25 protein-coding genes are annotated in these 23,750 nt (G+C 34.5%); 17 read left to right on the forward strand and 8 right to left on the reverse strand.

What is annotated here, in order from left to right:
- Nucleotides 1-32: 32 nt before the first annotated feature.
- From ACH0B5_RS06880 to thrC, 3 genes are all read right to left on the reverse strand, one after another.
- A complete protein-coding gene (locus ACH0B5_RS06880) occupies nucleotides 33-680 on the reverse strand; it encodes an NAD(P)-dependent oxidoreductase (protein ID WP_122972105.1) in 648 nt (215 codons plus the stop codon).
- 164 nt (nucleotides 681-844) lie between these two features.
- On the reverse strand, nucleotides 845-1,762 hold the full coding sequence (gene thrB / locus ACH0B5_RS06885; RefSeq protein ID WP_122972104.1) for a homoserine kinase: 918 nt from the start codon (nucleotides 1,760-1,762) through the stop codon (nucleotides 845-847).
- Nucleotides 1,759-2,811, reverse strand: a complete 1,053-nt coding sequence (gene thrC, locus ACH0B5_RS06890; protein ID WP_122972103.1) for a threonine synthase — start codon at nucleotides 2,809-2,811, stop codon at nucleotides 1,759-1,761. The genes thrB and thrC overlap by 4 nt, the downstream gene beginning before the upstream one ends.
- A 268-nt stretch (nucleotides 2,812-3,079) precedes the next feature.
- Between thrC and ACH0B5_RS06895 the strand changes: the two genes are divergently transcribed.
- The 3 genes from ACH0B5_RS06895 to ACH0B5_RS06905 all read left to right on the forward strand — a co-directional run bounded on the left by ACH0B5_RS06895 (nucleotide 3,080) and on the right by ACH0B5_RS06905 (nucleotide 6,495).
- On the forward strand, nucleotides 3,080-4,240 hold the full coding sequence (locus ACH0B5_RS06895; RefSeq protein ID WP_406927627.1) for an MFS transporter: 1,161 nt from the start codon (nucleotides 3,080-3,082) through the stop codon (nucleotides 4,238-4,240).
- 287 nt (nucleotides 4,241-4,527) lie between these two features.
- Entirely contained in the window at nucleotides 4,528-5,370 is an 843-nt protein-coding gene (locus ACH0B5_RS06900; RefSeq protein WP_122972102.1) for a MurR/RpiR family transcriptional regulator, read from the forward strand.
- A gap of 201 nt (nucleotides 5,371-5,571) precedes the next feature.
- The gene (locus ACH0B5_RS06905) at nucleotides 5,572-6,495 is read left to right on the forward strand and encodes a manganese-dependent inorganic pyrophosphatase (RefSeq protein WP_122972101.1); all 924 of its coding nucleotides are present in this window, start codon (nucleotides 5,572-5,574) and stop codon (nucleotides 6,493-6,495) included.
- Between the two features lie 44 nt (nucleotides 6,496-6,539).
- On the opposite strand, the gene ACH0B5_RS06910 is transcribed toward ACH0B5_RS06905, so the two are convergent.
- Complete coding sequence (locus ACH0B5_RS06910) at nucleotides 6,540-7,925, reverse strand: FAD-dependent oxidoreductase (protein ID WP_341362793.1); 1,386 nt, start codon at nucleotides 7,923-7,925, stop codon at nucleotides 6,540-6,542.
- A 123-nt stretch (nucleotides 7,926-8,048) separates the two neighbouring features.
- On the opposite strand from ACH0B5_RS06910, the gene ACH0B5_RS06915 reads away from it, so the two are divergent.
- On the forward strand, nucleotides 8,049-8,753 hold the full coding sequence (locus ACH0B5_RS06915) for a DsbA family oxidoreductase (protein WP_122973744.1): 705 nt from the start codon (nucleotides 8,049-8,051) through the stop codon (nucleotides 8,751-8,753).
- A 135-nt stretch (nucleotides 8,754-8,888) separates the two neighbouring features.
- Nucleotides 8,889-9,527, forward strand: a complete 639-nt coding sequence (locus ACH0B5_RS06920) for an FMN-dependent NADH-azoreductase (RefSeq protein ID WP_122973743.1) — start codon at nucleotides 8,889-8,891, stop codon at nucleotides 9,525-9,527.
- 44 nt (nucleotides 9,528-9,571) lie between these two features.
- Here the strand turns inward: ACH0B5_RS06920 and ACH0B5_RS06925 are convergent, their stop codons facing one another.
- Nucleotides 9,572-9,919 (reverse strand): DUF2500 domain-containing protein, encoded by a 348-nt coding sequence (locus tag ACH0B5_RS06925; RefSeq protein ID WP_122973686.1) that lies wholly within the window; start codon nucleotides 9,917-9,919, stop codon nucleotides 9,572-9,574.
- Between the two features lie 334 nt (nucleotides 9,920-10,253).
- On the opposite strand from ACH0B5_RS06925, the gene ACH0B5_RS06930 reads away from it, so the two are divergent.
- The 9 genes from ACH0B5_RS06930 to ACH0B5_RS06970 all read left to right on the forward strand — a co-directional run bounded on the left by ACH0B5_RS06930 (nucleotide 10,254) and on the right by ACH0B5_RS06970 (nucleotide 16,498).
- Nucleotides 10,254-10,562 carry a winged helix-turn-helix transcriptional regulator gene (locus ACH0B5_RS06930; RefSeq protein WP_122973687.1) on the forward strand — a complete coding sequence of 103 codons (309 nt, stop codon included), beginning with the start codon at nucleotides 10,254-10,256 and terminating at the stop codon, nucleotides 10,560-10,562.
- Nucleotides 10,563-10,640: 78 nt separating this feature from the next.
- A complete protein-coding gene (murB, locus tag ACH0B5_RS06935) occupies nucleotides 10,641-11,561 on the forward strand; it encodes a UDP-N-acetylmuramate dehydrogenase (protein ID WP_122973688.1) in 921 nt (306 codons plus the stop codon).
- A gap of 56 nt (nucleotides 11,562-11,617) precedes the next feature.
- Nucleotides 11,618-12,376 (forward strand): exodeoxyribonuclease III, encoded by a 759-nt coding sequence (locus ACH0B5_RS06940; RefSeq protein WP_406927622.1) that lies wholly within the window; start codon nucleotides 11,618-11,620, stop codon nucleotides 12,374-12,376.
- Between the two features lie 133 nt (nucleotides 12,377-12,509).
- Nucleotides 12,510-12,794 (forward strand): late competence development ComFB family protein, encoded by a 285-nt coding sequence (locus tag ACH0B5_RS06945; protein ID WP_122973690.1) that lies wholly within the window; start codon nucleotides 12,510-12,512, stop codon nucleotides 12,792-12,794.
- Nucleotides 12,795-12,960: 166 nt separating this feature from the next.
- Nucleotides 12,961-13,368: a transcriptional regulator MntR gene (mntR, locus tag ACH0B5_RS06950; protein WP_122973691.1), complete on the forward strand. Its 408-nt coding sequence runs from the start codon at nucleotides 12,961-12,963 to the stop codon at nucleotides 13,366-13,368.
- 44 nt (nucleotides 13,369-13,412) lie between these two features.
- Nucleotides 13,413-14,267, forward strand: coding sequence for a CvfB family protein (locus tag ACH0B5_RS06955; protein ID WP_122973692.1), 855 nt, complete (start codon nucleotides 13,413-13,415; stop codon nucleotides 14,265-14,267).
- Between the two features lie 271 nt (nucleotides 14,268-14,538).
- Entirely contained in the window at nucleotides 14,539-15,402 is an 864-nt protein-coding gene (locus tag ACH0B5_RS06960; RefSeq protein WP_241559396.1) for a DUF1002 domain-containing protein, read from the forward strand.
- Nucleotides 15,403-15,491: 89 nt separating this feature from the next.
- Nucleotides 15,492-15,773, forward strand: a complete 282-nt coding sequence (locus ACH0B5_RS06965) for a GNAT family N-acetyltransferase (protein ID WP_122973693.1) — start codon at nucleotides 15,492-15,494, stop codon at nucleotides 15,771-15,773.
- Between the two features lie 419 nt (nucleotides 15,774-16,192).
- Nucleotides 16,193-16,498, forward strand: a complete 306-nt coding sequence (locus ACH0B5_RS06970; RefSeq protein WP_341362791.1) for a hypothetical protein — start codon at nucleotides 16,193-16,195, stop codon at nucleotides 16,496-16,498.
- A gap of 57 nt (nucleotides 16,499-16,555) precedes the next feature.
- On the opposite strand, the gene scpC is transcribed toward ACH0B5_RS06970, so the two are convergent.
- Together scpC and ACH0B5_RS06980 are read right to left on the reverse strand one after the other, a co-directional pair.
- Complete coding sequence (gene scpC / locus ACH0B5_RS06975; RefSeq protein ID WP_341362790.1) at nucleotides 16,556-18,076, reverse strand: succinyl-CoA:acetate CoA-transferase ScpC; 1,521 nt, start codon at nucleotides 18,074-18,076, stop codon at nucleotides 16,556-16,558.
- A 295-nt stretch (nucleotides 18,077-18,371) separates the two neighbouring features.
- Complete coding sequence (locus ACH0B5_RS06980) at nucleotides 18,372-19,022, reverse strand: LytTR family DNA-binding domain-containing protein (RefSeq protein WP_122972937.1); 651 nt, start codon at nucleotides 19,020-19,022, stop codon at nucleotides 18,372-18,374.
- Nucleotides 19,023-19,525: 503 nt separating this feature from the next.
- On the opposite strand from ACH0B5_RS06980, the gene ACH0B5_RS06985 reads away from it, so the two are divergent.
- The 3 genes from ACH0B5_RS06985 (at nucleotide 19,526) to ACH0B5_RS06995 (ending at nucleotide 22,237) form a co-directional block, all read left to right on the forward strand.
- Nucleotides 19,526-20,320 carry a helix-turn-helix transcriptional regulator gene (locus ACH0B5_RS06985; RefSeq protein WP_122972911.1) on the forward strand — a complete coding sequence of 265 codons (795 nt, stop codon included), beginning with the start codon at nucleotides 19,526-19,528 and terminating at the stop codon, nucleotides 20,318-20,320.
- Between the two features lie 141 nt (nucleotides 20,321-20,461).
- Complete coding sequence (yidC, locus tag ACH0B5_RS06990) at nucleotides 20,462-21,214, forward strand: membrane protein insertase YidC (RefSeq protein ID WP_341362789.1); 753 nt, start codon at nucleotides 20,462-20,464, stop codon at nucleotides 21,212-21,214.
- Between the two features lie 192 nt (nucleotides 21,215-21,406).
- Complete coding sequence (locus ACH0B5_RS06995) at nucleotides 21,407-22,237, forward strand: M15 family metallopeptidase (protein WP_406927623.1); 831 nt, start codon at nucleotides 21,407-21,409, stop codon at nucleotides 22,235-22,237.
- 28 nt (nucleotides 22,238-22,265) lie between these two features.
- Here the strand turns inward: ACH0B5_RS06995 and cls are convergent, their stop codons facing one another.
- Nucleotides 22,266-23,720, reverse strand: a complete 1,455-nt coding sequence (cls, locus tag ACH0B5_RS07000) for a cardiolipin synthase (protein ID WP_122972914.1) — start codon at nucleotides 23,718-23,720, stop codon at nucleotides 22,266-22,268.
- Nucleotides 23,721-23,750 lie beyond the last annotated feature (30 nt).

Here is a 23,750-nt window from a genome sequence, read left to right on the forward strand (position 1 = left end):
AGGGCATTCTAATTTATAAAAAGTGAAATTGACTATGAACTAATTGTTGCGTTCTCAGAAGCGACTGTAAAACGCTGATTTTCGTGTTTCGGGTTTTCTAATTCATCTAAAACAGCTACAGCATAATCTGCATAGCTTACATAACTAATATGTTGGGAATTTAATAGGAGATGGTCTTTGCCTAAAATGTAATGGCCAGTTCTTGGTCCGTCTGAGTCAAATAGAGCGGAGGGGCTTAAAAACGTCCATTTTATCGAGGATTGTTTCAAATCTATTAAATGTTGTAACTGTTGGAAAGCTATTGTTTTATATTCTTCTGGAAAATCAGGAATATCGATGAGTCTAGTATTTCTTTCGTCGATGAATAAACTTCCTGCTCCACCAACTACAAATAACTTTGTTTGGCTACCTTCCAAAAGGGAGATGAGAAACCGGCCAAATTCAATGTGTAAATGTTCTTCTCCATGTAAAGGAAGTAAAGCATTTACAACAACATCGAATTGAATTAAATCATTTCTAGTTAAATTAAACATTTCCTTTTCTATAATATGAATATGTTGTTGATTTTTTAATTTCTCTTTATTAGCGACTATAGCTGTCACATCATGATGTCGCATTCTTGCCTCGGTTAAAATATTGTTGCCCGCCTTTCCAGTTGCCCCAATAATGCCAATTTTCATTTCGATACTCCTTTCAATTGAATTTAAGTACATGCGACGAAATGACTTACCTCATTTTGAGGTGTACGGAAGTTAGGTTATTTTGAACATCTTTTCAAATAGAAAAAGATGCCCAATAATTCATATATATGAATTATTGGACATCTATATTAATGGGTTTGCGATTAAGCGAGCACATCCTCAATGACTTCAGTTACTGAAATCCCTTGATCATCTGCTTTTGTTAAAATAATTTCAAGTGAGGGGAATAGTTCTTTCATCTTGGAAATAAATGCTTCCTCAATAGCGGTCGGTATAATGGAAATAACAGTTGGGCCTGCTCCGCTTAATGCCGTTCCATAAGCACCAGCATTTTTTGCTGCATTTCGAATTTCATCAAAAAATGGAATCAACTTGGCACGGAATGGTTCATGGAAAAGATCGGACTCCATATAATAACCTACCCGTTCATAATCCTTTGATATGAAAGATGCCGCTAGCATATTAGCGTTGGCACTAGCGTGAACGGCGTAGTGACGGTCGAACTTTTCAGGCAATACTTTCCGAGCATCGGACGTTTTTAGTTCCACATTAGGTATAAATACAACAAAAGAGACTTCTAAATCTTGTACATGGATTGTATCCACATGACCGAAATCATCCATTGCTGAAATCGTTAAACCACCAAGAACTGATGCAGTAGCATTGTCAGGATGTCCTTCAAATTGAGAAGTGATGTTTAATTTATCTTGGGTTGATAAATTTAACTGACAAACGAGATTTGCTAACTCAACCGCTGCAACAATCGCCGCTGCACTACTACCTAAACCCCTTGCAAAAGGTAATTCACTTTTCATTTCGATACGACAAGGTGGAAGTTCTTTATTAAACCGAGCCGCAGTTTCCGAAGCAATTTCATAAATTAAATGGTTTTCAATTACGATATTTTGTGGAAGGTGGTCAGAAAGGTGAATAATTTCCCACTTATCCGAAATGGACACGGTTAAATTTAAATATAAAGATAAACTAAGTCCTATGGAATCAAATCCAGGTCCTAAGTTAGCGGTGCTTCCTGGAACAGTGATTTGCCATTTTTTACTCATAAAATCTCCTCGATATATTGGCGAATTTCTTCTTCATTGTTTTGAAGGGATACTAAATCAATTTTAGAAACGTTCATTGCAGTATCCGGATCTTTTAATCCGTTACCTGTAAATATTGTAACAACCTGGCTTCCTTTCTCAATTTTCCCGTTATTAACCGATTTAATAACACCTGCTAAAGAAGCGGCAGAGCCCGGCTCAACAAATATTCCTTCAGTACTAGCGATTAATTGATAAGCTTCTAATATTTCTTCATCTGTTACCGAATCGATTATACCACCAGATTCATCGCGAGCGGCCTCAGCCAATTTCCAACTTGCCGGATTCCCGATACGAATCGCCGTTGCCACAGTTTCGGGATTGGAGATAGGTTCTCCTTTGACAATGGCTGCGGAACCTTCTGCCTCAAAGCCATACATTTTCGGCAAGCCAGTGTGTTTTGCCTCATTATATTCTTTAAAACCTTTCCAGTAAGCGGTAATATTCCCCGCATTACCTACAGGGATACATAAATATTGAGGAGCTTGTCCTAAACTGTCTACAATTTCAAATGCAGCTGTTTTTTGGCCTTCAATACGATATGGGTTGACGGAGTTCACTAATTGAACAGAAGTCGTTTCACTTAATTGGCGTACAATGGCGAGTGCATCATCGAAATTGCCGTCGATTTCAATAATTTTAGCACCATACATACATGCTTGTGCTAATTTACCAAGGGCTACTTTCCCTTTAGGAATAACGACAATCGACTGGATTCCAGCACGGGCAGCATAAGCTGACGCTGCAGCAGAAGTATTCCCTGTGGATGCACAAATAACACATTTTGCCCCTTCCTCAATAGCTTTTGCTACTGCAAAAACCATACCGCGGTCTTTAAATGAACCAGTTGGGTTTGCCCCTTCAATTTTACCGTAAAGCTCAATCCCTAACTTTTTTGACAAATTAACTAAATGAATAAGTGGGGTATTTCCCTCATTTAAAGTTAGCGAAGGTGTATTTTCGGTAACAGGTAAAAATGATTTATATTCTTCAATAAGACCTTTCCACATATCGAATTTGCTCCTTTTGTTCTCACTGAATGAACAGTTGTTTTTCTATAAGAGACATTTTATCGCAATACTGATGTATTTTTCAATAGAAATTGAGAAATTTACCTAAATGTAAATATTTTAAATTTATCTTGTAAGTCAATTAAAAAAAAGGTATTGTTAATGTGTAAATTCAAATGTAAAGACAGGTGAAAACTAAGTGAGTAAAAAATCAAATACAACACCCATCTCACGCAACAAATTATTAGGTGTTGCAGGTGTAGGTTGGATGTTCGATGCAATGGACGTAGGGATTTTATCATTTGTAATAGCGGCTCTTGCAGCTGATTGGGGTTTATCCTCTTCACAAATGGGGTGGATTGGAAGTATTAACTCTATCGGGATGGCAGTAGGGGCTTTAGTATTTGGAGTATTTGCTGACAAAGTAGGACGTAAGAAGATATTCATGTGGACATTGATCATCTTCTCCGTTGCCAGCGGACTCTCAGCTCTAACAACAACTTTTGCCGCATTTATGTTATTAAGATTTTTTGTAGGGATGGGACTCGGCGGTGAACTGCCAGTTGCCTCTACATTAGTTTCAGAGAGTGTAGAAGCAAAAGAAAGAGGTCGTGTAGTTGTATTACTTGAAAGTTTTTGGGCGGCAGGCTGGCTTATTGCAGCAATCATATCTTATTTTGTTATTCCAGCTGAATTTTGGCCGATTGAAGGATGGCGAGTTGCATTAATTTTAACTGCTATTCCAGCGCTTTATGCAGTTTATATTCGCATGCATTTACCTGATTCTCCTCAATTTACTCCAAGATCAGAAGCGAAAAGTCGTACAATACGACAAAACATTGCAGGGGTTTGGGAAAAGAAGTATGCACGTTCTACACTGATGCTTTGGATTCTTTGGTTCACAGTAGTCTTTTCCTATTATGGAATGTTCTTATGGCTACCAAGTGTTATGGTTGGAAAAGGGTTTGATCTAATATCAAGCTTTAAATATGTGCTTATTATGACAATTGCCCAGTTACCCGGGTATTTTACAGCTGCCTATTTCGTAGAAAAGTTCGGACGAAAATTTGTCCTTGTAACGTACTTAATAGGAACGGCAGCAAGTGCTTATGTGTTTGGTAATGCTGAAACGGTGACAGTATTATTAATATCTGGAATTTTATTATCCTTCTTTAACTTAGGAGCATGGGGAGCTTTATATGCTTATACACCAGAGCAATACCCAATGGTCATAAGAGGGACTGGAGCCGGAATGGCCGCAGCAGTTGGGCGTATCGGTGGGATTTTTGGTCCTCTTTTAGTTGGATACTTACTAAAAGCACAATATGAAATTGGATTTATCTTTGGAATTTTTTGCGTCTCCATTTTAATTGGGGTAGCAGCAGTATTATTTTTAGGAAAAGAAACGAAACAAATAGAATTAGAATAACTAACGGAAAAACTGATTCAAGGTTCATTTCAACCTTTGAATCAGTTTTTTTTGTTGTATTTAAATGTTGGGAAAGTTATTCTTTTGTCATTTTATAAAAATTAAATTGTTTAATTTGGAAGTCGAATAGTAGTGGGATATGACAAATTTTCAACTTTTATCATTTAAAGCGTTGAAGTTTTTTCAGAAAAATCATTGTATTCAATCAATGTTAATGATAATCTATCAATTATCAAACTATTTTGTATACAAAATAAAAATAATATAAAGGAGGAAATGAAGCTACCATGAGCTTTTGTGATGAGATTAAAAAAAGGTTTATAAGACTTTCTAGAGGGCAGCGAAAAGTTGCTCAATTTGTTATTGATAATCCAAATATTATAGCAACTCATATAGCTTCAGATGTAGGGAAGCAGATTGGAATTAGCGAGTCGACAGTTATCCGTTTTTGTTATTCGATGGATTTATCGGGCTATTTAGAATTACAGGAAAAAATTAAAGAGGATCTGTTAAAAGCTGAGGGAAAACTAGAATATGAACATCCTCTTATTTCAAAGAAACATGAACACTTTCTAAGCGAAGTGATGAATCGCGATATTAAAAGTATTTTGAACACGATACATGTTATCGATGAAAAACAGTTTGAATATGCAATTCGACTAATGCATGAGTCTAACTACTTGTATGTTCTAGGGTTTAGACAATCTTCTCCGTCAGCTAGCTTTGTCACTTGTACGTTAAGTCATTATCGTAAACATGTGAAGCAAATAGAACATGATGTTGATAATATTGTGCAGCAAATTAGCGCTATGGATGAAGAGTCTCTTTTAATTTTGATTGCATTGGATGGCATTCATGAGGATGATTTAACTACTATTCAATTAGCAAAAAATAAAAATGTAAAAGTTATTGCGATTACGAATACTACCATTTCCCCTATTAATGACTATGTAGATGTTTTATTTAAAGTAGGGGGTCAAAAACAAGAAACATCTGAGACGATTATGGCATCCCATTCTTTAATCCATGCATTAGTAGAAGGAATGGTGGCACAAAATAGAAGCCAATATACAAAGTATAAAAAAACAAATCAACAGGATTCCTACTTAAAAAAGGCAAACAGTATGTAGTACAAAGTAAAGCGTATTCGTAAATTGCGGGGGCATTTACGAATGCGCTTTGTTGATCGTCATATTCAATAGTGGAGAGTGTAAATTCAATTACCTTCTTTCTTTCGAAATGACATTCATGTTCTATTTTTCTATTCCAACTTAGGTATGATAAAATAAAATCGAATAAATATGAACATTGTAAATAGGAGGACTCATTTAATGAGCAAAGTATTAGTTTTCGGTCATAAAAATCCAGATACAGACACAATTACATCTGCACTTAGTTATGCTTATTTAAAACAACAACTAGGGGTTGAAGCAGAAGCGGTACGACTTGGCGAAGTAAACAATGAAACGAAATATGCTTTAGAGAAATTTGGTTTTGAAGCACCTCGTTTAATTGGAAATGTTGCTAGTGAAGCAAAGGAAGTTATTTTAGTAGACCATAACGAGCGCCAACAATCAGCTGATGGCATTGAAGAAGTAAAAGTAACAGAAGTAATTGATCACCATCGCATTGCAAATTTTGAAACTTCGGATCCTCTTTACTATCGTGCAGAGCCAGTAGGATGTACGGCTACGATTTTAAATAAAATTTTTAAAGAAAATAATGTAGAAGTACCTTCAAATGTTGCAGGTTTAATGCTTTCTGCTATTATTTCAGATACATTATTATTCAAATCTCCAACTTGCACAGAACAAGATGTACAAGCTGGTAAAGAATTAGCTGAAAAAGCGGGGGTAAATTTAGATGAGTACGGTTTAGCGATGTTAAAAGCAGGAGCTGACCTTTCAGATAAATCGCTAGAAGATTTACTATCGTTAGATGCGAAAGAATTTACTTTTGGTGAAGTAAAATCAGTAGTAGCTCAAGTAAACGCAGTAGATGTAAATGACGTATTAAATCGTAAAGATGAGCTAGTAAGTTTATTAAATAAAAATGTAGCTGACAATGGCTTAAACTTATTCTTCTTTGTTGTAACAGATATTCTAAACAATGATTCTACAGCTGTTGTTGTAGGGGATGCTGCGGAAGCTGCTGCGAAAAGCTTTGGTAAAGAATTAGTAAATAATTTAGTCGAATTACCGGGTGTTGTTTCTCGTAAAAAACAAATTGTTCCTGTGTTAACGGAAGGACTATAATCGTTATAATGAATAAAACCTCGAAGAAAATTTTCTTCGAGGTTTTATTTTGCTTTATCAATTTTTAATGGATAGACAGCTGGTCCTTCAATAACGTCTCCATTTTTATCGAACCTGGAACCGTGACATGGACAATCCCATGTTTCATCTCCTTCATTCCACCTAGTTTTACATCCTAGATGGGTACATTTTGGGGCTTCCATTCGAGTTAAATAGCCACCAGCTAAATTTGTTGTAACAAACCCAATTATTTTCAATGCCCTTAATAAGTTTTTACCAAATTGTCCTCTTGAAGGACTGTAAATATCGGCGGCTCTATGCCTTTCTTGGGCGATTAAGCTTGATATAATTTCCCCTGCGACGAGGGAATTGGATAGTCCCCATTTTCGATAACCGGTTGCTATAAATATATTTGGCTCATCCTCAGTTATGGGACCAATATACGGGACTAAATCTGGCGTATCCGGATCTTGAGCACTCCAATAATATGGAGGATCGGATAAATGAAAAATGGATTTCATTTCCTCTTCAAGGGTTTTGTAATAGGATTTAGTATCCTTTTTTGTACCAGCTTTATGGCTACTACCCCCATAAATAAAGTACGGTGTATTCGATACTAAGGCAGTACGTATCGTACGAGATGGATTTTCAACGGATAAGTATTGTCCCTTTAATAATTCATTTGTTTTTGAAGCGAGTAAGTAGGAACGTTCGATAGATAATTTTGTTGTTACTAACCCTCTAATAGATTCAATTGGGTAATGGGTACATAACAATAGTTTTTTAAATGTAACGATATTTTCTTTTTCTGTTAACACATATTTTTGATCGAGAACAACCTTCGTCACGCGGGTTTTGACATAAATCGATGCCCCGGCCTGTTGGGCCAAGTTAACGAAATGATTCGCAAACTTTGTCGGATGAATTTGATAAGTATCCTCCATTTTTAAAGCAGAAGTAATAGAGAGGGGCAATTCGGTATCCGTTGATTCCATTCCTTGTATTTTCAATTTTTTATAGGCATTAAATTCATCTTGTATCGTCTGCAGTCCTTGATTTGTAGTGGCGTATAAATATGAGTCTGCTTTTTGAAATGTATCTTTTGATGCGTATTCAAGGGCGTTTTCAATTGCACTTTTATTTGCATCATAATAGGTTGCCACTTCATTTTCAGAAAAGGATTTTATTAATTTAGAGTAGATAACCCCATGCTGTGGAGTTAATTTTCCCGTCGAATGCCCCGTTGTTCCAATTGCTAAGGAAGGTTTTGCTTCCAGTAAGACAACATTAAGTCCCCTTTTAGCAAGCAAATAGGCTGAATAAATACCTGTAAGTCCTCCACCAACAATACAAACATCGCAATCTACAGAAGTGGATAATTCGGATAATTGTTGTGATTCATTATCTTTTAACCATAGAGAGTTTTGCATATGTGCCCCCATTTTGCTTATTTTTTATAAGTATTCCGTAAATAGCAATCCAATATTCAATGAGCAAATTAATTGTGGGAAAAATATTATATTCGTACAATGGGAAAAAAGGAGGAGTCCACTATGAAAGTAGAAGTATGGTCAGATTATGTTTGTCCATTTTGTTATATTGGCAAACGCCAACTAGAAAAGGCGATTAAAGATTCAGGTTATGAAGGACAAATAGAAGTGGAGCTAAAAAGCTTTTTATTAGATCCTACGACTCCAATTGATTCAGATCAATCCATCTATGCAGCATTAGCCAAAAAGTATAATGTTTCCGAAGAACAGGCGAAAAATATGACCAAAAATATTGCAGAGAGAGCAAAAGAAATTGGGCTAAATTATAATTTTGACATTATGAAGGAAGCAAATACAAACGCCGCCCATCGATTAGCAAAGTGGGCTGAGACAAAAGGGAAGGGCGCTGAATTGAGTGAGCAACTTTTACAAGCTTACTTTTTAGAAGGTGCTGCCATTGGTAAAGGGGAAATATTATTAAATTTAGTTGAAAAAGTTGGTTTAAGCCGTTTAGAGGCAGAAGAAATATTAAATAGTAATCAATTCGAAGAAGACGTAGAAAGAGACATAATGGAAGCTCAAAGCATAGGTGTGCGCGGAGTACCATTCTTTGTTATTGATAACAAATATGGAATTTCGGGTGCTCAACCACAAGAGTTGTTCGATCAAACAATCTCTAAAGCTGCTAGTGAGGCTGGTTTAAAGCCAAAATTAAAAATGGTTGGAGATAATGGCGCTACATGTACAGATGGCCAATGTGATTTATAGTAAGTCTACTAAACAAGAAAATCGGTCAAAAGTATGAGTGCTGTTTTATTGAAATAATATTTTATCTCCTTTAAGATGACATTATGTCTTGATTTCAAGATACATAATATTGAGATTAAAGGAGAGTTATATAGAATGACTAATGTATTAGTAATTAAAGCAAACAATCGTCCAGATGGCGTTTCAACTAAAATGTTCGAAACTTATGTAGAGGAAGCGAAAAAAGTAGCAGGTTTAAACGTTACTGTTTATGACGTATTTGAAGAAGATACACCGTACTTCGGACAAGAACTTTTCAACGCATTCGGTAAAGTTCAAAATGGTGAAGAGTTAACAGAATTAGAATCTCGTCTTCTAGCTGCAAAACAAAAGGCTATGGATGCAGTAACTGCTGCGGATGTAGTAGTACTTGCTTTCCCATTATGGAACTTAACAATCCCTGCTAAATTACAAACATTTATTGACTATGTATATGCTGCTGGATTCATGTTCAAATATAATGCAGAAGGCCAAATGGTTCAATTAATGACTGACAAAAAGTTTGTTGTATTAAACGCTCGTGGAGGTTACTACTCTGCTCCTGAAGCACAGCCAATGGAAATGTCAGTTAACTACATTAAAAATGTATTTAGTGGTATCGCTGGTATGGAACTTCTAGACGAAGTAGTAATTGAAGGTCACAACGCAGAACCAAACCGCGCAGAAGAAATTATTGCTGAAGGTATGGAACGCGTTAAAGCTTCTGCACAAAAATTAGCTACAGTAACTGCATAATATTCAAAACAAACCCGACCATAAATGATGGCCGGGTTTGTTTTTTATGAACGATTTCGTTCGAAACTTTTCAACCGTGTTCCTTGGAACGTAAGAATTCCTACATCACCTTCTGCAAGTAGACCAAATTCTTTACCAGTTATTTTAAATTCCATACGATCACCGCTTTCAACTTCAAAGGTTGCATAATAGCTAGTATAGGAATGGTCACCTTTCACTTCTGTTCGTTTTGCAATGACTCGTGCAGAAACTGACAAAACTGGTGCAGCATTATTGTTAACATTTTGTTTAATAGTTGAAGTGATTTGCCACAATATAACCCCAAATACGATGATAAAGCCAGCAATGATAAAAAATGTGATAGAACTAGTAAACATATCCCCTGTATACATATTCATCCCCCTAACTTTCCCATTGTCGAAATGAATAGAATCATATGTTAAAACATAAAATCATGGAAGTGAGATTCGAAGTAATAACGCCAAACATTTCGAGCTGTTGTTTCATAATAAGAAAAAATCTTATGTTTATTACGTTCCTTTTTTATAAAAGTTTCACATGTTGAAAAGATAATAACACTTAATTTAACCTCTATTTGGAAATATAAGTTACTTTTCGTAAGTTAGGGTAAAATGGTATACTATATAGAAGAAAGCTCATAGATCAGTTCATCCAAAAAGTAAAATTACAGAGTAGCTACTGTCGTAAAAGGGAAGGTGAACAATCTTGAAAGAAACGACAATTTGTCCTCGTTTATCGAAGGCGATGGAGTTATTAGGGAAACGTTGGACGACATTAATATTATATCAATTATTAGACGGCTCACAGCGTTTTAACGAAATAGAATCGGCTCTCCCTGTAAGTGGTCGACTCCTTTCAGAACGTTTGAAGGAATTGGAAAAAGAAGGGTTAGTTGAAAGGAAAGTATTTACAGAAGTACCAGTACGTGTGGAATATTCCCTTACAGATAAAGGAAAAGCGTTGGAAGGAGCAATCCGAGAAGTCGAGAAATGGTCACAAATTTGGATAAATTGATACGATGTATTACTTGTCAAAAAGCTTTTGATTACCCATACTAATATAGAGTATGACGTTAGAAAGGACTTTGCTTTTATGACAATTCAACAATGGGCAAAAGATTTAGCTCAAATCGTTAATCCAAATAATATTAAAATTAATGAATCTTTAAAGAAATACACAATGACGAAACTAGGGGGCAATGCAGATGTATTTGTCCTACCTGAAACAGAAGATGAGGCAGCACAAATCGTAAAATATGCCTACAATCATAATGTGCCGATTTTAATGTTAGGGAATGGCTCTAACATGGTAGTACGTGATGGGGGTGTACGAGGAATTGTTGTGTCTTTTACTAAATTAGATGAAATCCGAGTAGAAGGAAACCGACTTTATGCACAAAGTGGAGCTTTGATTAAAGAAGTTTCCCGTATTGCAGCAACAAATAGTTTAACAGGTTTTGAATTTGCTTGTGGAATACCAGGTTCCGTTGGTGGAGCAATGGCGATGAATGCCGGTGCATATGGTGGCGAAATAAAGGATATTATAATTGATTGTACAGTGTTAACGAAGGAAGGCGAGCGCATCGTTCTAAGTAAAGATGACTTAGAATTGGGATACCGTAAGAGTATTATTGCGCAAAAAGGATACTTCGTCCTTTCCTCCAATTTCCAACTAGCAGAAGGTAATCAACAAGAAATTGATGAAAAAATTGCTGACCTTACCTTTAAGCGTGAATCAAAACAGCCTTTGGAATATCCATCTGCCGGAAGTGTCTTTAAAAGACCACCTGGTTACTTTGCAGGGAAATTAATTCAAGATAGTGGGCTCCAAGGTAAAGGTGTAGGCGATGCGGAAGTATCAACAAAACATGCTGGGTTTATCATTAATAAAGGAAATGCTACAGCGACGGATTACATTCAAACAATTCAAATGGTACAACGTGTCGTGAAAGAAAAGTTTGGTGTTGATCTAGAATTAGAAGTGAAAATTGTCGGTGAAGAAAGAACACAATAATGATTATTGGGCGCCTCTCTAATGATGGGCGCCTTCTTACATAGAAAGGGTTAAAAATGAAATTTATATCGTGGAATGTAAACGGAATTCGTGCATGTGTGAAAAAAGGCTTTGTGGATTATTTTAATGAAGTAGATGCAGACTTTTTCTGTATTCAAGAAACAAAATGTCAAGACGGTCAGATTGAATTACCATTCGAAGGATATTATCAATATTGGAACTATGCAGAGAAAAAAGGTTATTCTGGCACAGCGATTTTTACGAAGCATGAGCCCCTTTCAATTAAATATGGCGTAGGGGATCAAGAAACAGAATCAGAGGGTCGAATTATCACTTTGGAATATGAAAAATTTTATTTAGTTAATGTGTATACGCCAAATTCTAAACGGGATTTAGCCCGCCTATCAGAAAGATTAGAATGGGAAGATAATTTACTAGATTACTTGAAACAGCTTGATCGTATTAAACCGGTAATTTACTGTGGTGATTTAAATGTTGCCCATGAAGAAAAGGATTTGAAAAATGCGAAAACAAATGTCGGAAACTCTGGATTTACCTTTGAAGAACGGGGGAAAATGACAAATTTACTCCAATCAGGCTTTACAGATTCCTATCGACATTTTAATCCGGATCAAGATGATGCTTTTACTTGGTGGTCCTATATGAATAAAGTACGTGAACGAAATATAGGATGGCGTATTGATTATTTCATCGTTTCTAATAGATTAGTAGAATATGTTCAAAATACAGACATACATGCCCACATTTTAGGAAGTGATCATTGCCCAATTCTTTTAGAATTAGATTGGAAATAACATCTTAGTAAAAGGAAAAGTGTTGTGAAAAATTCCTATTAAGATAGTTGACATTCAAAAAACATCAGTTACTATTAATGAGTAATGTTTTGAAGCGATTTGTAAATAATAAAGGGTGGTAGAAGAAAGGTCTATGACAAAGCCGATATTAGTAAACGTCACAGAAGAAATTGTACAGGGCCTTGTTAGATTTATATTACACGGATCGGAATATCAAACATTTTGTCATTGCGAATTTTGCCAAATGGATATTGCGGCCGATGTTCTAAATCATTTGCCAACAGTATATGTATCAACGAGCACAGCTAGAGAAGAGGCGTTCCAATTATTAAAAACTCCTGAAAAAATGGAACGAATTAATAAACAAATTATATTATCGGTCCATAATGTTGGTAAAAGACCTCACCATAAAATTTAGCATGTCCAATTTGTCTAATAAGGCTTATTGGGCATTTTTGGCTTATATAGTGAAAGTATTTAGTAGTATTTTCAATAATATAACTGTCTATTATAGTTTTAAAGTTACCTTTTTAGATAGGTTGTAGTAAAATGAAACTGATATTTTGAAAGTGAGGAGACTTGTTATGCCAACACCTAGTATGGAGGATCATATCGAGCAAATTTATTTGTTAATTGAAAGTAAAGGATATGCGAGGGTGTCTGACATAGCTGAAGCATTATCTGTTCTTCCTTCCTCAGTTACAAAAATGGTACAAAAATTAGATAAAGACGGTTATTTAGTATACGAAAAGTATAGAGGGCTTACACTAACAACGAAGGGTGAAAAGCTAGGGAAACGTTTAGTAAAAAGACATGAGTTGCTAGAACAGTTTTTACGACTAATTGGCGTAGATGAGGAACATATATATGAAGATGTGGAAGGGATTGAACACCATTTAAGTTGGAATTCAATCGACCGCATTGCTGATTTAGTACAACTATTGGACGAAGATGAACAGTTAGTTAAAAGGTTAGAAGAAATGAAAGAATAATAAAGCAATTAAAGACTTTTGGTATGTGGAAAGGAAAGACGAAATTGAACGAATTAAAATCAGGTCAAGTCACGGAATTAACCGTACTAGAAGAGCAAGGTTCCAAATGGATATTAACGGATGGTCATATTGAAATTCCTTTAAATAGCTCTGAAGTACAAAGTCCTTTAAGTATTGGCGAACGTTTAAAAGTTTTCCTTTATGCAGATCGTCGAGGTAATTTACAGGCGACAACAGCCATTCCAACTATCTTACAAGGTGAATACGGTTGGGCCCGTGTCATTAAAGTGACAAAGGAAGGGGCTTTTGTTGATATCGGATCATCTAGAGAAGTTCTAGTAAAAGCAGAAGACTTACCTCCTATTGACAATTTATGGCCAGAAGTAGGCGATCATTTATTTTTAACTCTTCGTACAGATCGAAATGGCGATTTATTTGGGCGGTTAGTAACAGAGGAAAAAGTAAATGAGCTTTATGAAGGCGCATTTGACGAAATGCATAATAAAAATATAAAAGCCCGTCCTTATCGTTTATTGCCTGTAGGTTCATTTTTACTTGGGATAGACGCTCCTTATCGAATTTTCGTACATAATACGGAAATGGAAGCTGAACCAAGACTTGGTCAAGAAGTAGAAGTACGCATCATTGCGGTAAAGGAGGATGGTTCTTTAAACGGTTCCATGCTACCTCGCAAACATGAAAGACTTGGTAAAGATGCAGAAAAAATTTACGACTATTTACAAAGTGTAGGAGGGAAAATGCCCTTCGGAGATAAATCGACGCCTGAAGAAATTACAGAAATGTTCCATATGAGTAAAGGAGCATTTAAAAGAGCACTTGGTTCTTTAATGAAAGCAGGCAAAGTAAAACAACAAGACGGTTGGACAGAAATGATATAAAACGAACATGTATGCTGTGACGAAAACGAATTGTCACAGCATATTTATTAAAGGGAAAAAAACTTAGCATATTTAATAACTTCAAAACTAGAATAATATAATGGATGGTCATCACAGAAAGGGAGATTAGGTTTACTTTGGAACCTTTTACGTTCTCTAACGTACTAATTGGAGAACAATCCATTTTTATATGATGATTGTTTTGAAAGGGGATATGAAAGTGAAACAAAAGTGGTTATCTATAGTAGCGGTATTTACGTTGTTTGTAACGATGATTGTTCCAACGAATGTCTTTGCTGCTGCGAATAACAGTCAAAATGCGATTAATGAAAAATTAGGTGTTCCCATTGTAGTTTATGGAGCAAATTTATCGGAAGATGAAAAAGCGTTAGTAAAAGAAGCATTACAAGTTGATAAAGATCCAGAGGTAGATGAAATAACCGTTTCTGGTGAGGACTTAGTGAAATATATTAGTGATAGCAACCCAAGTTCTAGAATGTATTCCTCCGCAAAAATTACACGGGAAGATGAAGGGAAAGGGTTAGTTATTAGCATTGTTACACCGGATAATATAACTGAAGTAACTTCAGAGATGTATGCCAATGCAATGCTTACTGCAGGTATTGAAGATGCAACAGTGGAAATTGCTGCACCAAAACCGGTTACGGGCCATTCCGCATTAGTGGGAATTTATAAAGCATATGAAGTGAAAACTGGGGAAACATTAGATACAGAACGTACAGATGTTGCAAACGATGAGTTATCAGTAGCGACGGAAATTGCAGAGAATGCCAATATTAGCGATGAGAAAATCGCTGAATTGTTAACAGGTATTAAACAACAAATTGCTGAATTAAACCCTGCTACAAAAGAAGAAGTAGAACAAATTGTAAAAGACCAATTAGCAGCTCTAAATATTGAGTTGAGCGAACAAGACCGTCAGTTACTAGTGGATTTAATGGATCGCATTAGTAAACTAGATATCGATTTCTCTAAACTATCCGATCAATTATCTGATTTAACTACTAAATTTGAGGAAAAGTTTGGTGAATTGATGCAAGATGAAGGATTTTGGGATGGTGTGAAAAACTTCTTTAATAATCTAATTGATACGGTTTCTTCTTGGTTTAAATAGTGGCTTGAAGAAAACTATTGAAATGAAAGCGAAAATATTACAAAATTTCCTCAACTATGTTATATTTTTAGCGAATGGGAGGGATGAAAATGGATTTTAAATTAGCAGAAAGAAGTCCAAAACATTTTGCTTTCGAGTATGAACAAGAAGGGGAAAAGTTAGCAGAAATTGAGTGGACGGAGCATGATAACATTATGGATATGAACCATACGTACGTATCTGATGTGCTACGTGGTCAAGGGGTTGCCAAAAAATTGCTCGATAAGGCTGCTGACTATGCTAGAGAAAATAATTTAAAAATGAATGCCATTTGTTCTTATGTTGTAGCGGCTTTCGAAAAAAGCGACGCTTATAATGATGTAAAGGCATAATCATAAGGGTGTCAATAAGTAGAGTTTATACTTATTGACGCCCTTTTTTTAAAAGTTAATACACATTGGTGAAAGTATAGATGAAAAAAGTTAAAACAGTGGAAACAATGAAAATAGAGCTGATTTCTTTCCAGTCATAAGTAATATCTTGAAAATTCATCATAAATTCCTCCTTTAATCACGATTCATTTTTATCGGTTTTAGAGTAAATTTGTTATTTCACTAAAAAGTAGGAGTGCTGTTATTGAATAGTGCAAGATATTTTAGGGTGAATTAATAGAATTGTTATATATAAATATTCAAATGTTTTCAAGAATATTCATATATTTATATAAATTTTATTAAGTCATTTATAAATAGTTTTAAAAAAGTAAAATTGGGGAAAAGTATAGCATAACAAAAAACAGGAGGGATAATAAATGGCAAAATTAAGAGGAAAAGGTTTTGTAATTTCGGCATTAGTAGCTGGGGCAGCTTCGTTTTTAAGTAAAAAGGAAAATCGTGATAAAACGATGAAATTCATTAATAATATGAAAAACCAGGCAAGTTCTCTTCTAGGTTCTAAACAATTGAATGGACAAACTGGTCAATCGTTAAAGGAGATTGCAGAAACACCAGCAAGTGCTAATACAACAAAAATTCGAGAAAATAACTTTATTGGAGAAGGTGGAGGTCAAACAGCCCTTGCCTATTATAATGAAAGTGATCAAAAACCAGTACATTAATTAAGAACGGAAAAAGGGTAGTTTCACTCTTTGGAGTGAAACTACCCTTTATTTATATTATGCGTTTGTTGTTTCTTTTTTCATTGTTTTATTTTTAGCAAGGTTTACATGCCAAGAAAGTGCTTCCTCTAAAATATGAGGAGTTTGTGCATTACCAGTAGCTTCTACAGCACGGTTGTAATAATCCCATAATTGTTCTTTGAAATCAGGGTGTGCACAGTTTTCAATAATTAAAGCTGCACGTTCCTTTGGAGCTAGTCCACGTAGGTCAGCAATACCTTGTTCAGTTACGATTACGTCAACGTCATGTTCTGTATGGTCTACGTGAGATACCATAGGAACGATAGATGAAATTGCTCCGCCTTTTGCATAAGATTTTGTTACGAAAATGCCTAGACGAGCGTTACGAGCAAAGTCACCAGAACCACCGATACCGTTCATCATTTTTGTACCGCTAACATGTGTAGAGTTTACATTTCCGTAAATATCTAATTCTAGTGCAGTATTAATAGAAATTAATCCGAGACGACGGATTACTTCTGGGTGGTTTGAAATCTCTTGTGGACGTAAAACTAATTTATCAGCATATTTTTCAAGGTTGCCGTAGACTTTTTTCTGTAATTCTTCAGAAATTGTAATCGATGTTGCGGCTGCGAAGCTTACTTTACCAGCATCGATTAAGTTAAATACTGCATCTTGAAGTACTTCAGATGCTACAACTAAGTCTTCGAATTCAGAGTCTGCAAAGCCATCTAATACTGCGTTTGCTACAGAACCAACACCAGATTGTAATGGCATTAATTTATTTGTTAAACGACCAGCTTTAATTTCAGAACGGAAGAAATCTAATAAAATGTTAGCCATTGTTTGAGTTTCTTCGTCTGGTGGTACGATTAATGAAGGAGCATCAGGCTCTTCAGAAATAACAATTGCTTTAATTTTCGCAGGATCAACTTTGATACCGATTTCACCAATGCGTGTTTTAGCATCTGTCATTGGAATTGGTTCACGTTGTCCTTGTGGTGCAGGAACATAAATATCGTGAATTCCGATAAGGCTCTCTGGGTGAGAGATGTTTAATTCAACAATGATATTTTCTGCATACTCAGCAAATACAGGTGAGTTACCTACAGAAGTTGTAGGAATAATTAATCCATCTTCAGTAATCGCAGCAGCTTCCACAATTAAATATTTAATAGGGCCAATAATACCTTGGCGAACTAATTCAGCATTATGAGATAGGTGAGCATCTACATATAAAACATCACCAGAGTTAATTTTGTTACGAATACCTGGGTCTGCAATGAAAGGTCCACGTTTACGAATAACCCCTTCTTCTGCTAAATACTTATCTACTTCTGGACCAAGAGATGCACCAGTGTAAATGTCAATTTTGAATTTTTCATTTTTAGCACGTTCTACTAATGCCATTGGTACAACTTTTGCATCTCCAGCACGGGTAAAACCACTCATTGCAACTACATCGCCATCAGAAATAAGTTTTGCAGCTTCTTCAGCAGATACGACGTTATTTGCTAATTGTTTTAATCCTAAACGTTTCTCAACTCTTGGATCCATATTAAAAATCCTCCCCTAAATAGATATGTTAGTCATAAAAAAAGAAAATTTTGTAAAATTTTCTGTACATTTAGTTGAGTAATTACTCAATTTGTATAAATAATAATAACACCAAAATGTCACAAATTCTTCAAAAAACGCATGAAAGTGCTTAAAAAACGATTAATAGAGAAAAAAATGTAATTTTCGATAAAAATCGAGCTTTAACAGACAAAAATGCCGAATTTTGCATTGTATAAAAATACAAAACACCCTTTGAAGATGTCAAAGGGTGTTGTAAATCAAATTTTTACTTTTAAAATCCTAATGAACGACGGAAATAACTTGCATATCGTTGGCTTACAGGGATTCTTGTTCCGTCTTTCATAATCAATAGGAAAGTGGAATGGGAATCCGGTTGGATTTCATCAATATAATCGATATTTACAATGTAAGATCTATGGCAGCGTATAAATGAATCTTGAGCTAGGAACAGTTCAAGGTCACTTAAATTTAAACGGTGGTATCCTTCGCGGTTCATTGTTTTTACAAATGTTTTACGCAATTGTGTTTCAAGATAAATTACTTGGTTGTGTTTAATTGGATACCAACAATCGTCAATTTTAATTGTAATATAGTTTGTTAAAAATGGTGATGGCTTTTGAGGGAAGATAGCTGTAATGGCACCCTTTGTTTCTCCTTCCTCAATTAAAGGAATACTCATCCCATAATAAGGAACTCCGAATACATCAGGCTCGATATAAGTATTGATTTTTTGGCCATATGTAAGAGCTTTATGAGCTGCAGATCCTTCTTTTACTGGGTCACCAGGTTTAATTTTTAAATCTATTTTCTTACTAGGTTGATAATACAAATATTCATTTGTATCCGACACTGCAATTGACGTATTTTCTGGGAAGAAATCTTTAATAATATCCATGATCTCTTCAATTTGTTTTGGATCCACTTTATGACACCTCATTTTTGTATACATTTTACTATAATATAACATATATTTTACTACATATTTAAATAATTGAAATAGAGAAGATTGTGGAATAAATAAGGATTTTTCAGTAACAAAAAATTTCATATTGTTATTCTGTCTCTTTTTAAATTTTTTAGAATAAAATTGTGTAATTTAATAAGAAATTAACTATAGTATTTCTTCTATAGAACAATTCATTACTAGTTTTTAACAAAAAATTGAGTTGAAAAAATATGAAATTATGGTAATATTCACTTTAGTTAAACATATTTAATTCTTTATTCTCATTTATCTTATAATATAAATGAAATTTATAGCATAATCTACTCAATAAGTAACAAGGTATGATTACATAGCGAAAAGTATTAATAAAATTCTATTCTATTTTGAAGATATAATTTTTATTTCTCACTTTTTTGATGATGCTTATAAATTGGAAATTAATTATGCATTTTGCATTCTGAAGAAAGATGGGGTATTCTATGCAGCTACATCAACATTCAATAACTGAAACAATTTCTAAAAGGTACTTTCAAGAAATTGACAGTATAAATCAATATAACGGGATTGAAGATTTCTTTAATATTGAATCTAAGCTGTTATTTGAAGTCTTTCACTTAGAGTCGGCAAAAGCAAAAAAATCTTTACATGAAATGATCGATATACTTTCGATACGATTTGGCAGGCAAGTAATCAAAATTGTTCGGAATTACTTTATTGTTCTTTCATCAATCGTTGCACGTAAATTATTGGATAATCAAGTTCCTTCAAGAAAAGCCTTTGCCTTTAATTTAGCTTGTGCAGATATGATTGAAAATAAAATGAAGGATGCTGAATTTCTACAATTTGCAGATGATTTAATTGATTTTTATGTTCATTTTATTGCAGATCGTAAACAACCAACATTCCGACATCAAACAGTTAATAAAGTGATTATGTACATAAATGATGAACTCGAAAATGATTTAACAGTTGAGAGTATTGCGCAAAAATTCCATATTAGTACGAGTCATTTATCGCGTATTTTTAGAGAACATGTTGGAATAACTTTAGTTGAATATTTAAATGTTAGAAGAGTAGAAGAATCCCAATATTATTTGCGACATACAAATAAAAGTATTACTTCGATCTCCGAGCAATTCCACTTCTGTAACCAAAGTTATTTTACAAGAATCTTTAAAAAGTACACCGGTGTTACTCCGAAGCATTTCCGAGATGAATTGCATCATGAATTTTATCGATTTGAAATACCAGAAGTAGAGCTGGAAAAAGTATAAAATGAACTAGATACAGTTGGCAAATATATTGCCAACTGTATTTCACTTTAATGGTAATTTAATAATATGAGCTGTAATTTGATATTCATATTCTTAATACTGTATACTTCAAATTAGCTAAACTTAATAGTAGGTGGAAAAATGAAAAAATTGAAACTTATTTCAATGCTAGGCCTTTTGTTAATGGTGCTAACAGGATGCCAAGCGGTTGAAAATCAGGAAGGCTTCTTTTATAGCACTTTTGTTAGACCGATGAACTGGTTACTAGAATTTTTAGGAAATGATTTATTTAACGGTAGCTACGGTTTAGCCATTATCGCAATTACGATTGTAATTCGATTGATTTTGATGCCTTTCATGTTGAAAAACTATCGTCAACAATCAAAAATGAAATCTAAAATGGATATCGTAAAACCGAAAATGGAAGAGATCCAAGAAAGATTAAAAGCGGCCCAAACTAAAGAAGAACAAATGGCTATACAACAAGAAATGTTAGCGCTATATCGTGAAAATGGTATTAATCCGTTAAATATGGGTTGCTTACCAATTATTATTCAAATGCCAATTATTACGGGATTATACTTTGCAATTCTTTATTCACAAGATGTAAAGGTTCATGAGTTCCTTTGGTTTAGTTTAGGCTCGCCTGATATTTTAATGACGGCTATTGCGGGTATCGTTTACTTTATCCAAGCGAAAGTATCCCTATGGACGGTTCCTGAATCACAAAAAGCTCAAATGAAATTGATGATTTATATTTCTCCGATTATGATTGTATTTATTTCATTCTCTTCAATGGCTGCATTACCTTTATATTGGTCAGTCAGTGGTTTAATATTAATTATTCAAACATATATCGGCAGAAAATTTTATTCTGAACATCCAGCTAAATAAATTGTAGAGTTAAAACCGAGGAGTTTATCCTCGGTTTTTCTATTATGGAAGGAAAAAATATTTTATTAAAAGGTAAATTTCGTGTTTCTTTTCTTTTTAAAAAACGTCATAAAGAACTAGATAAATTGTAAAGTCAAAATGCAAGAACAGTGCTAAAATAGAAGCATTGTAGAGGAAAGAGGCAAATCCAAAATGAAACGTTCAATTTATGTAAACAAAAAGAAAAACGATAAAAAGAAATATATATGGATAGGTGTTAGTAGCGCCATTGTCCTTATTGTAATAGTTGGTGCAATAATCTTAGTAAAACAATACCCGCAATTAATAGAAACGAAACCAAACACTACGGATATAGCGAAAGAAAAAACCGAGCAACCCGAACAACCGGTTCAAGAAGAAATTGAACCACCAAAACAAACTGAAGTAACAGAAGAACCTGCAAAACAACAAGAGCAACCTTTAGAGAATGGTGGCTATATAGAAGGTCAAACTTTACCAACGGAGCCTACGTATGTTGATGGGGTATTAATCGCCAATAAAAAATACCCGTTACCAGCTGATTTTGCGCCTGGTGAAAATCAAGAGGCACGTGCAGCTTTTGAAAAAATGGCGGCCGATGCAAAAACTGCCGGTTTTGAACTAAATGCTTTTAGTACGTACCGTTCATATGAATACCAAGAAGTTTTGTACAATAATTATGTTAGTCGTGACGGAAAAGAAAATGCAGACCGTTACAGCGCAAGACCTGGTTATTCTGAGCATCAAACTGGTTTAGCCTTTGATATTGGTGAAAAAGGGAAAGAAGATTTATGGTTAACAGCGGAATTTGGTGAATCGGAAGCGGGTAAATGGTTAGTGGAAAACGCCCATAAATATGGATTTATATTACGTTATCCAGAGGGAAAAGAAGCAATTACGGGTTATATGTATGAATCGTGGCATTTTCGTTATTTAGGTGTGGAACTAGCAACAAAAGTGAAAGAATCCAATTTAACTTTAGAAGAATATTTAGGCATTCAATAGAAAAGGATGACGCTTATGCGTCATCCTTTTAAAGTATAGGTGAAAGTAATCGAGAAATGGATTCTTTAAATTTAATAAAATTAGACCGATTTTCATATTTTTCTAATGTTAGTTCTGTGCAATCCAATATATCTTTTTCGAAAATCTCTGCTATTTCATGAGAAATAGGACGATTATAAATAAAGGCATTCACTTCAAAATTCAAACTAAAGCTACGTACATCAATATTCGCCGTACCAACAGTTGAAACTTCATCATCGATGACAATCATTTTGGCATGGATGAACCCTTTCTCATAAATGAAGACTTTTGCTCCAGCTCTTAATAATTTCCCTACATAAGAATAAGTCGCCCAGTAAACAAACATATGATCAGGTTTGTTTGGAATCATAATTCTAACATCAATTCCAGATAATGCGGCAATTTCAATTGCATTTAGGAAACTATTATCAGGTATGAAATAAGGAGTTTGTATATAAATGTACCGTTTTGCACTCATTAACAATTTTAAATAGCCATTTTTAATAGCTGGCCATTCTGTATCTGGTCCGCTGGATACAATTTGCATTGCAACATCGCCTTTTTTCGGAATGGCAGGAAAGTACCTTTCAGAATAGACAATGTTGTTATTACTCGCTTGGTTCCAATCAAGTAAAAAACGAGTTTGTAATGGATGGACTGAACTCCCTTCAATTCTTAAATGGGTATCACGCCAGTAGCCAAACTTTTTATTTAATCCTAAATATTCATCCCCTACATTAAAACCGCCTATATATCCGACACGCCCATCAATAATCACGATTTTTCGGTGATTACGAAAATTTAATCTAGGATTAATAAGAGGAAGGATGGAAGGGAAAAATACTTCTATTTCTCCTCCTAATTCTATTAGCTCTTTAAAATGTCGTTTCTTAACCCCACGAGAGCCCATTTCATCATAAAGAATACGTACTTTTATACCTTGTTGAGCTTTCTTTTTTAGCGCAGTAATAATTCGGCTTCCTAAATGGTCCAGTTTAAAAATGTAGTATTGAATATGGATATGGTCTTTCGCATTTAATATATCTTCAATTAATGCTTCAAACTTTTTTTCACCGTCATCAAAAATTTCAATATGATTATCTTGCGTTAAAACCGAATCGCTCGTTTTTAAATTCATATGAATTAAACTTTTATGTTTACCGACTTCCTCGGTATGAAAGTCTAATGTGTTTTCTTCCAAAGCCTCTATTTGATAGGTGATTAACTTATCGATTCCAATATCTTTTTGTCCTTCCCATCGAAATAAATGTTTTTTGCGCATTTGTCTTCCAAGAGATAAATACAAAATAAACCCAACTAAAGGAAGGAAAAATAGTACAAGAATCCATGCCCAAGTAGAAGTCGGGTCTCTTCGTTCTAAAAAGATAACTGTGATTGCCAAGATAATATTTAAAATAAGAATAATCGGAATAACAGTTATGGTATTAAAAAAAATACTCATATGACTGCACCTACTTTATATTTAGTCACA

Source organism: Ureibacillus sp. 179-F W5.1 NHS, from assembly GCF_045369345.1.
GTDB lineage: Bacteria > Bacillota > Bacilli > Bacillales_A > Planococcaceae > Ureibacillus > Ureibacillus halotolerans.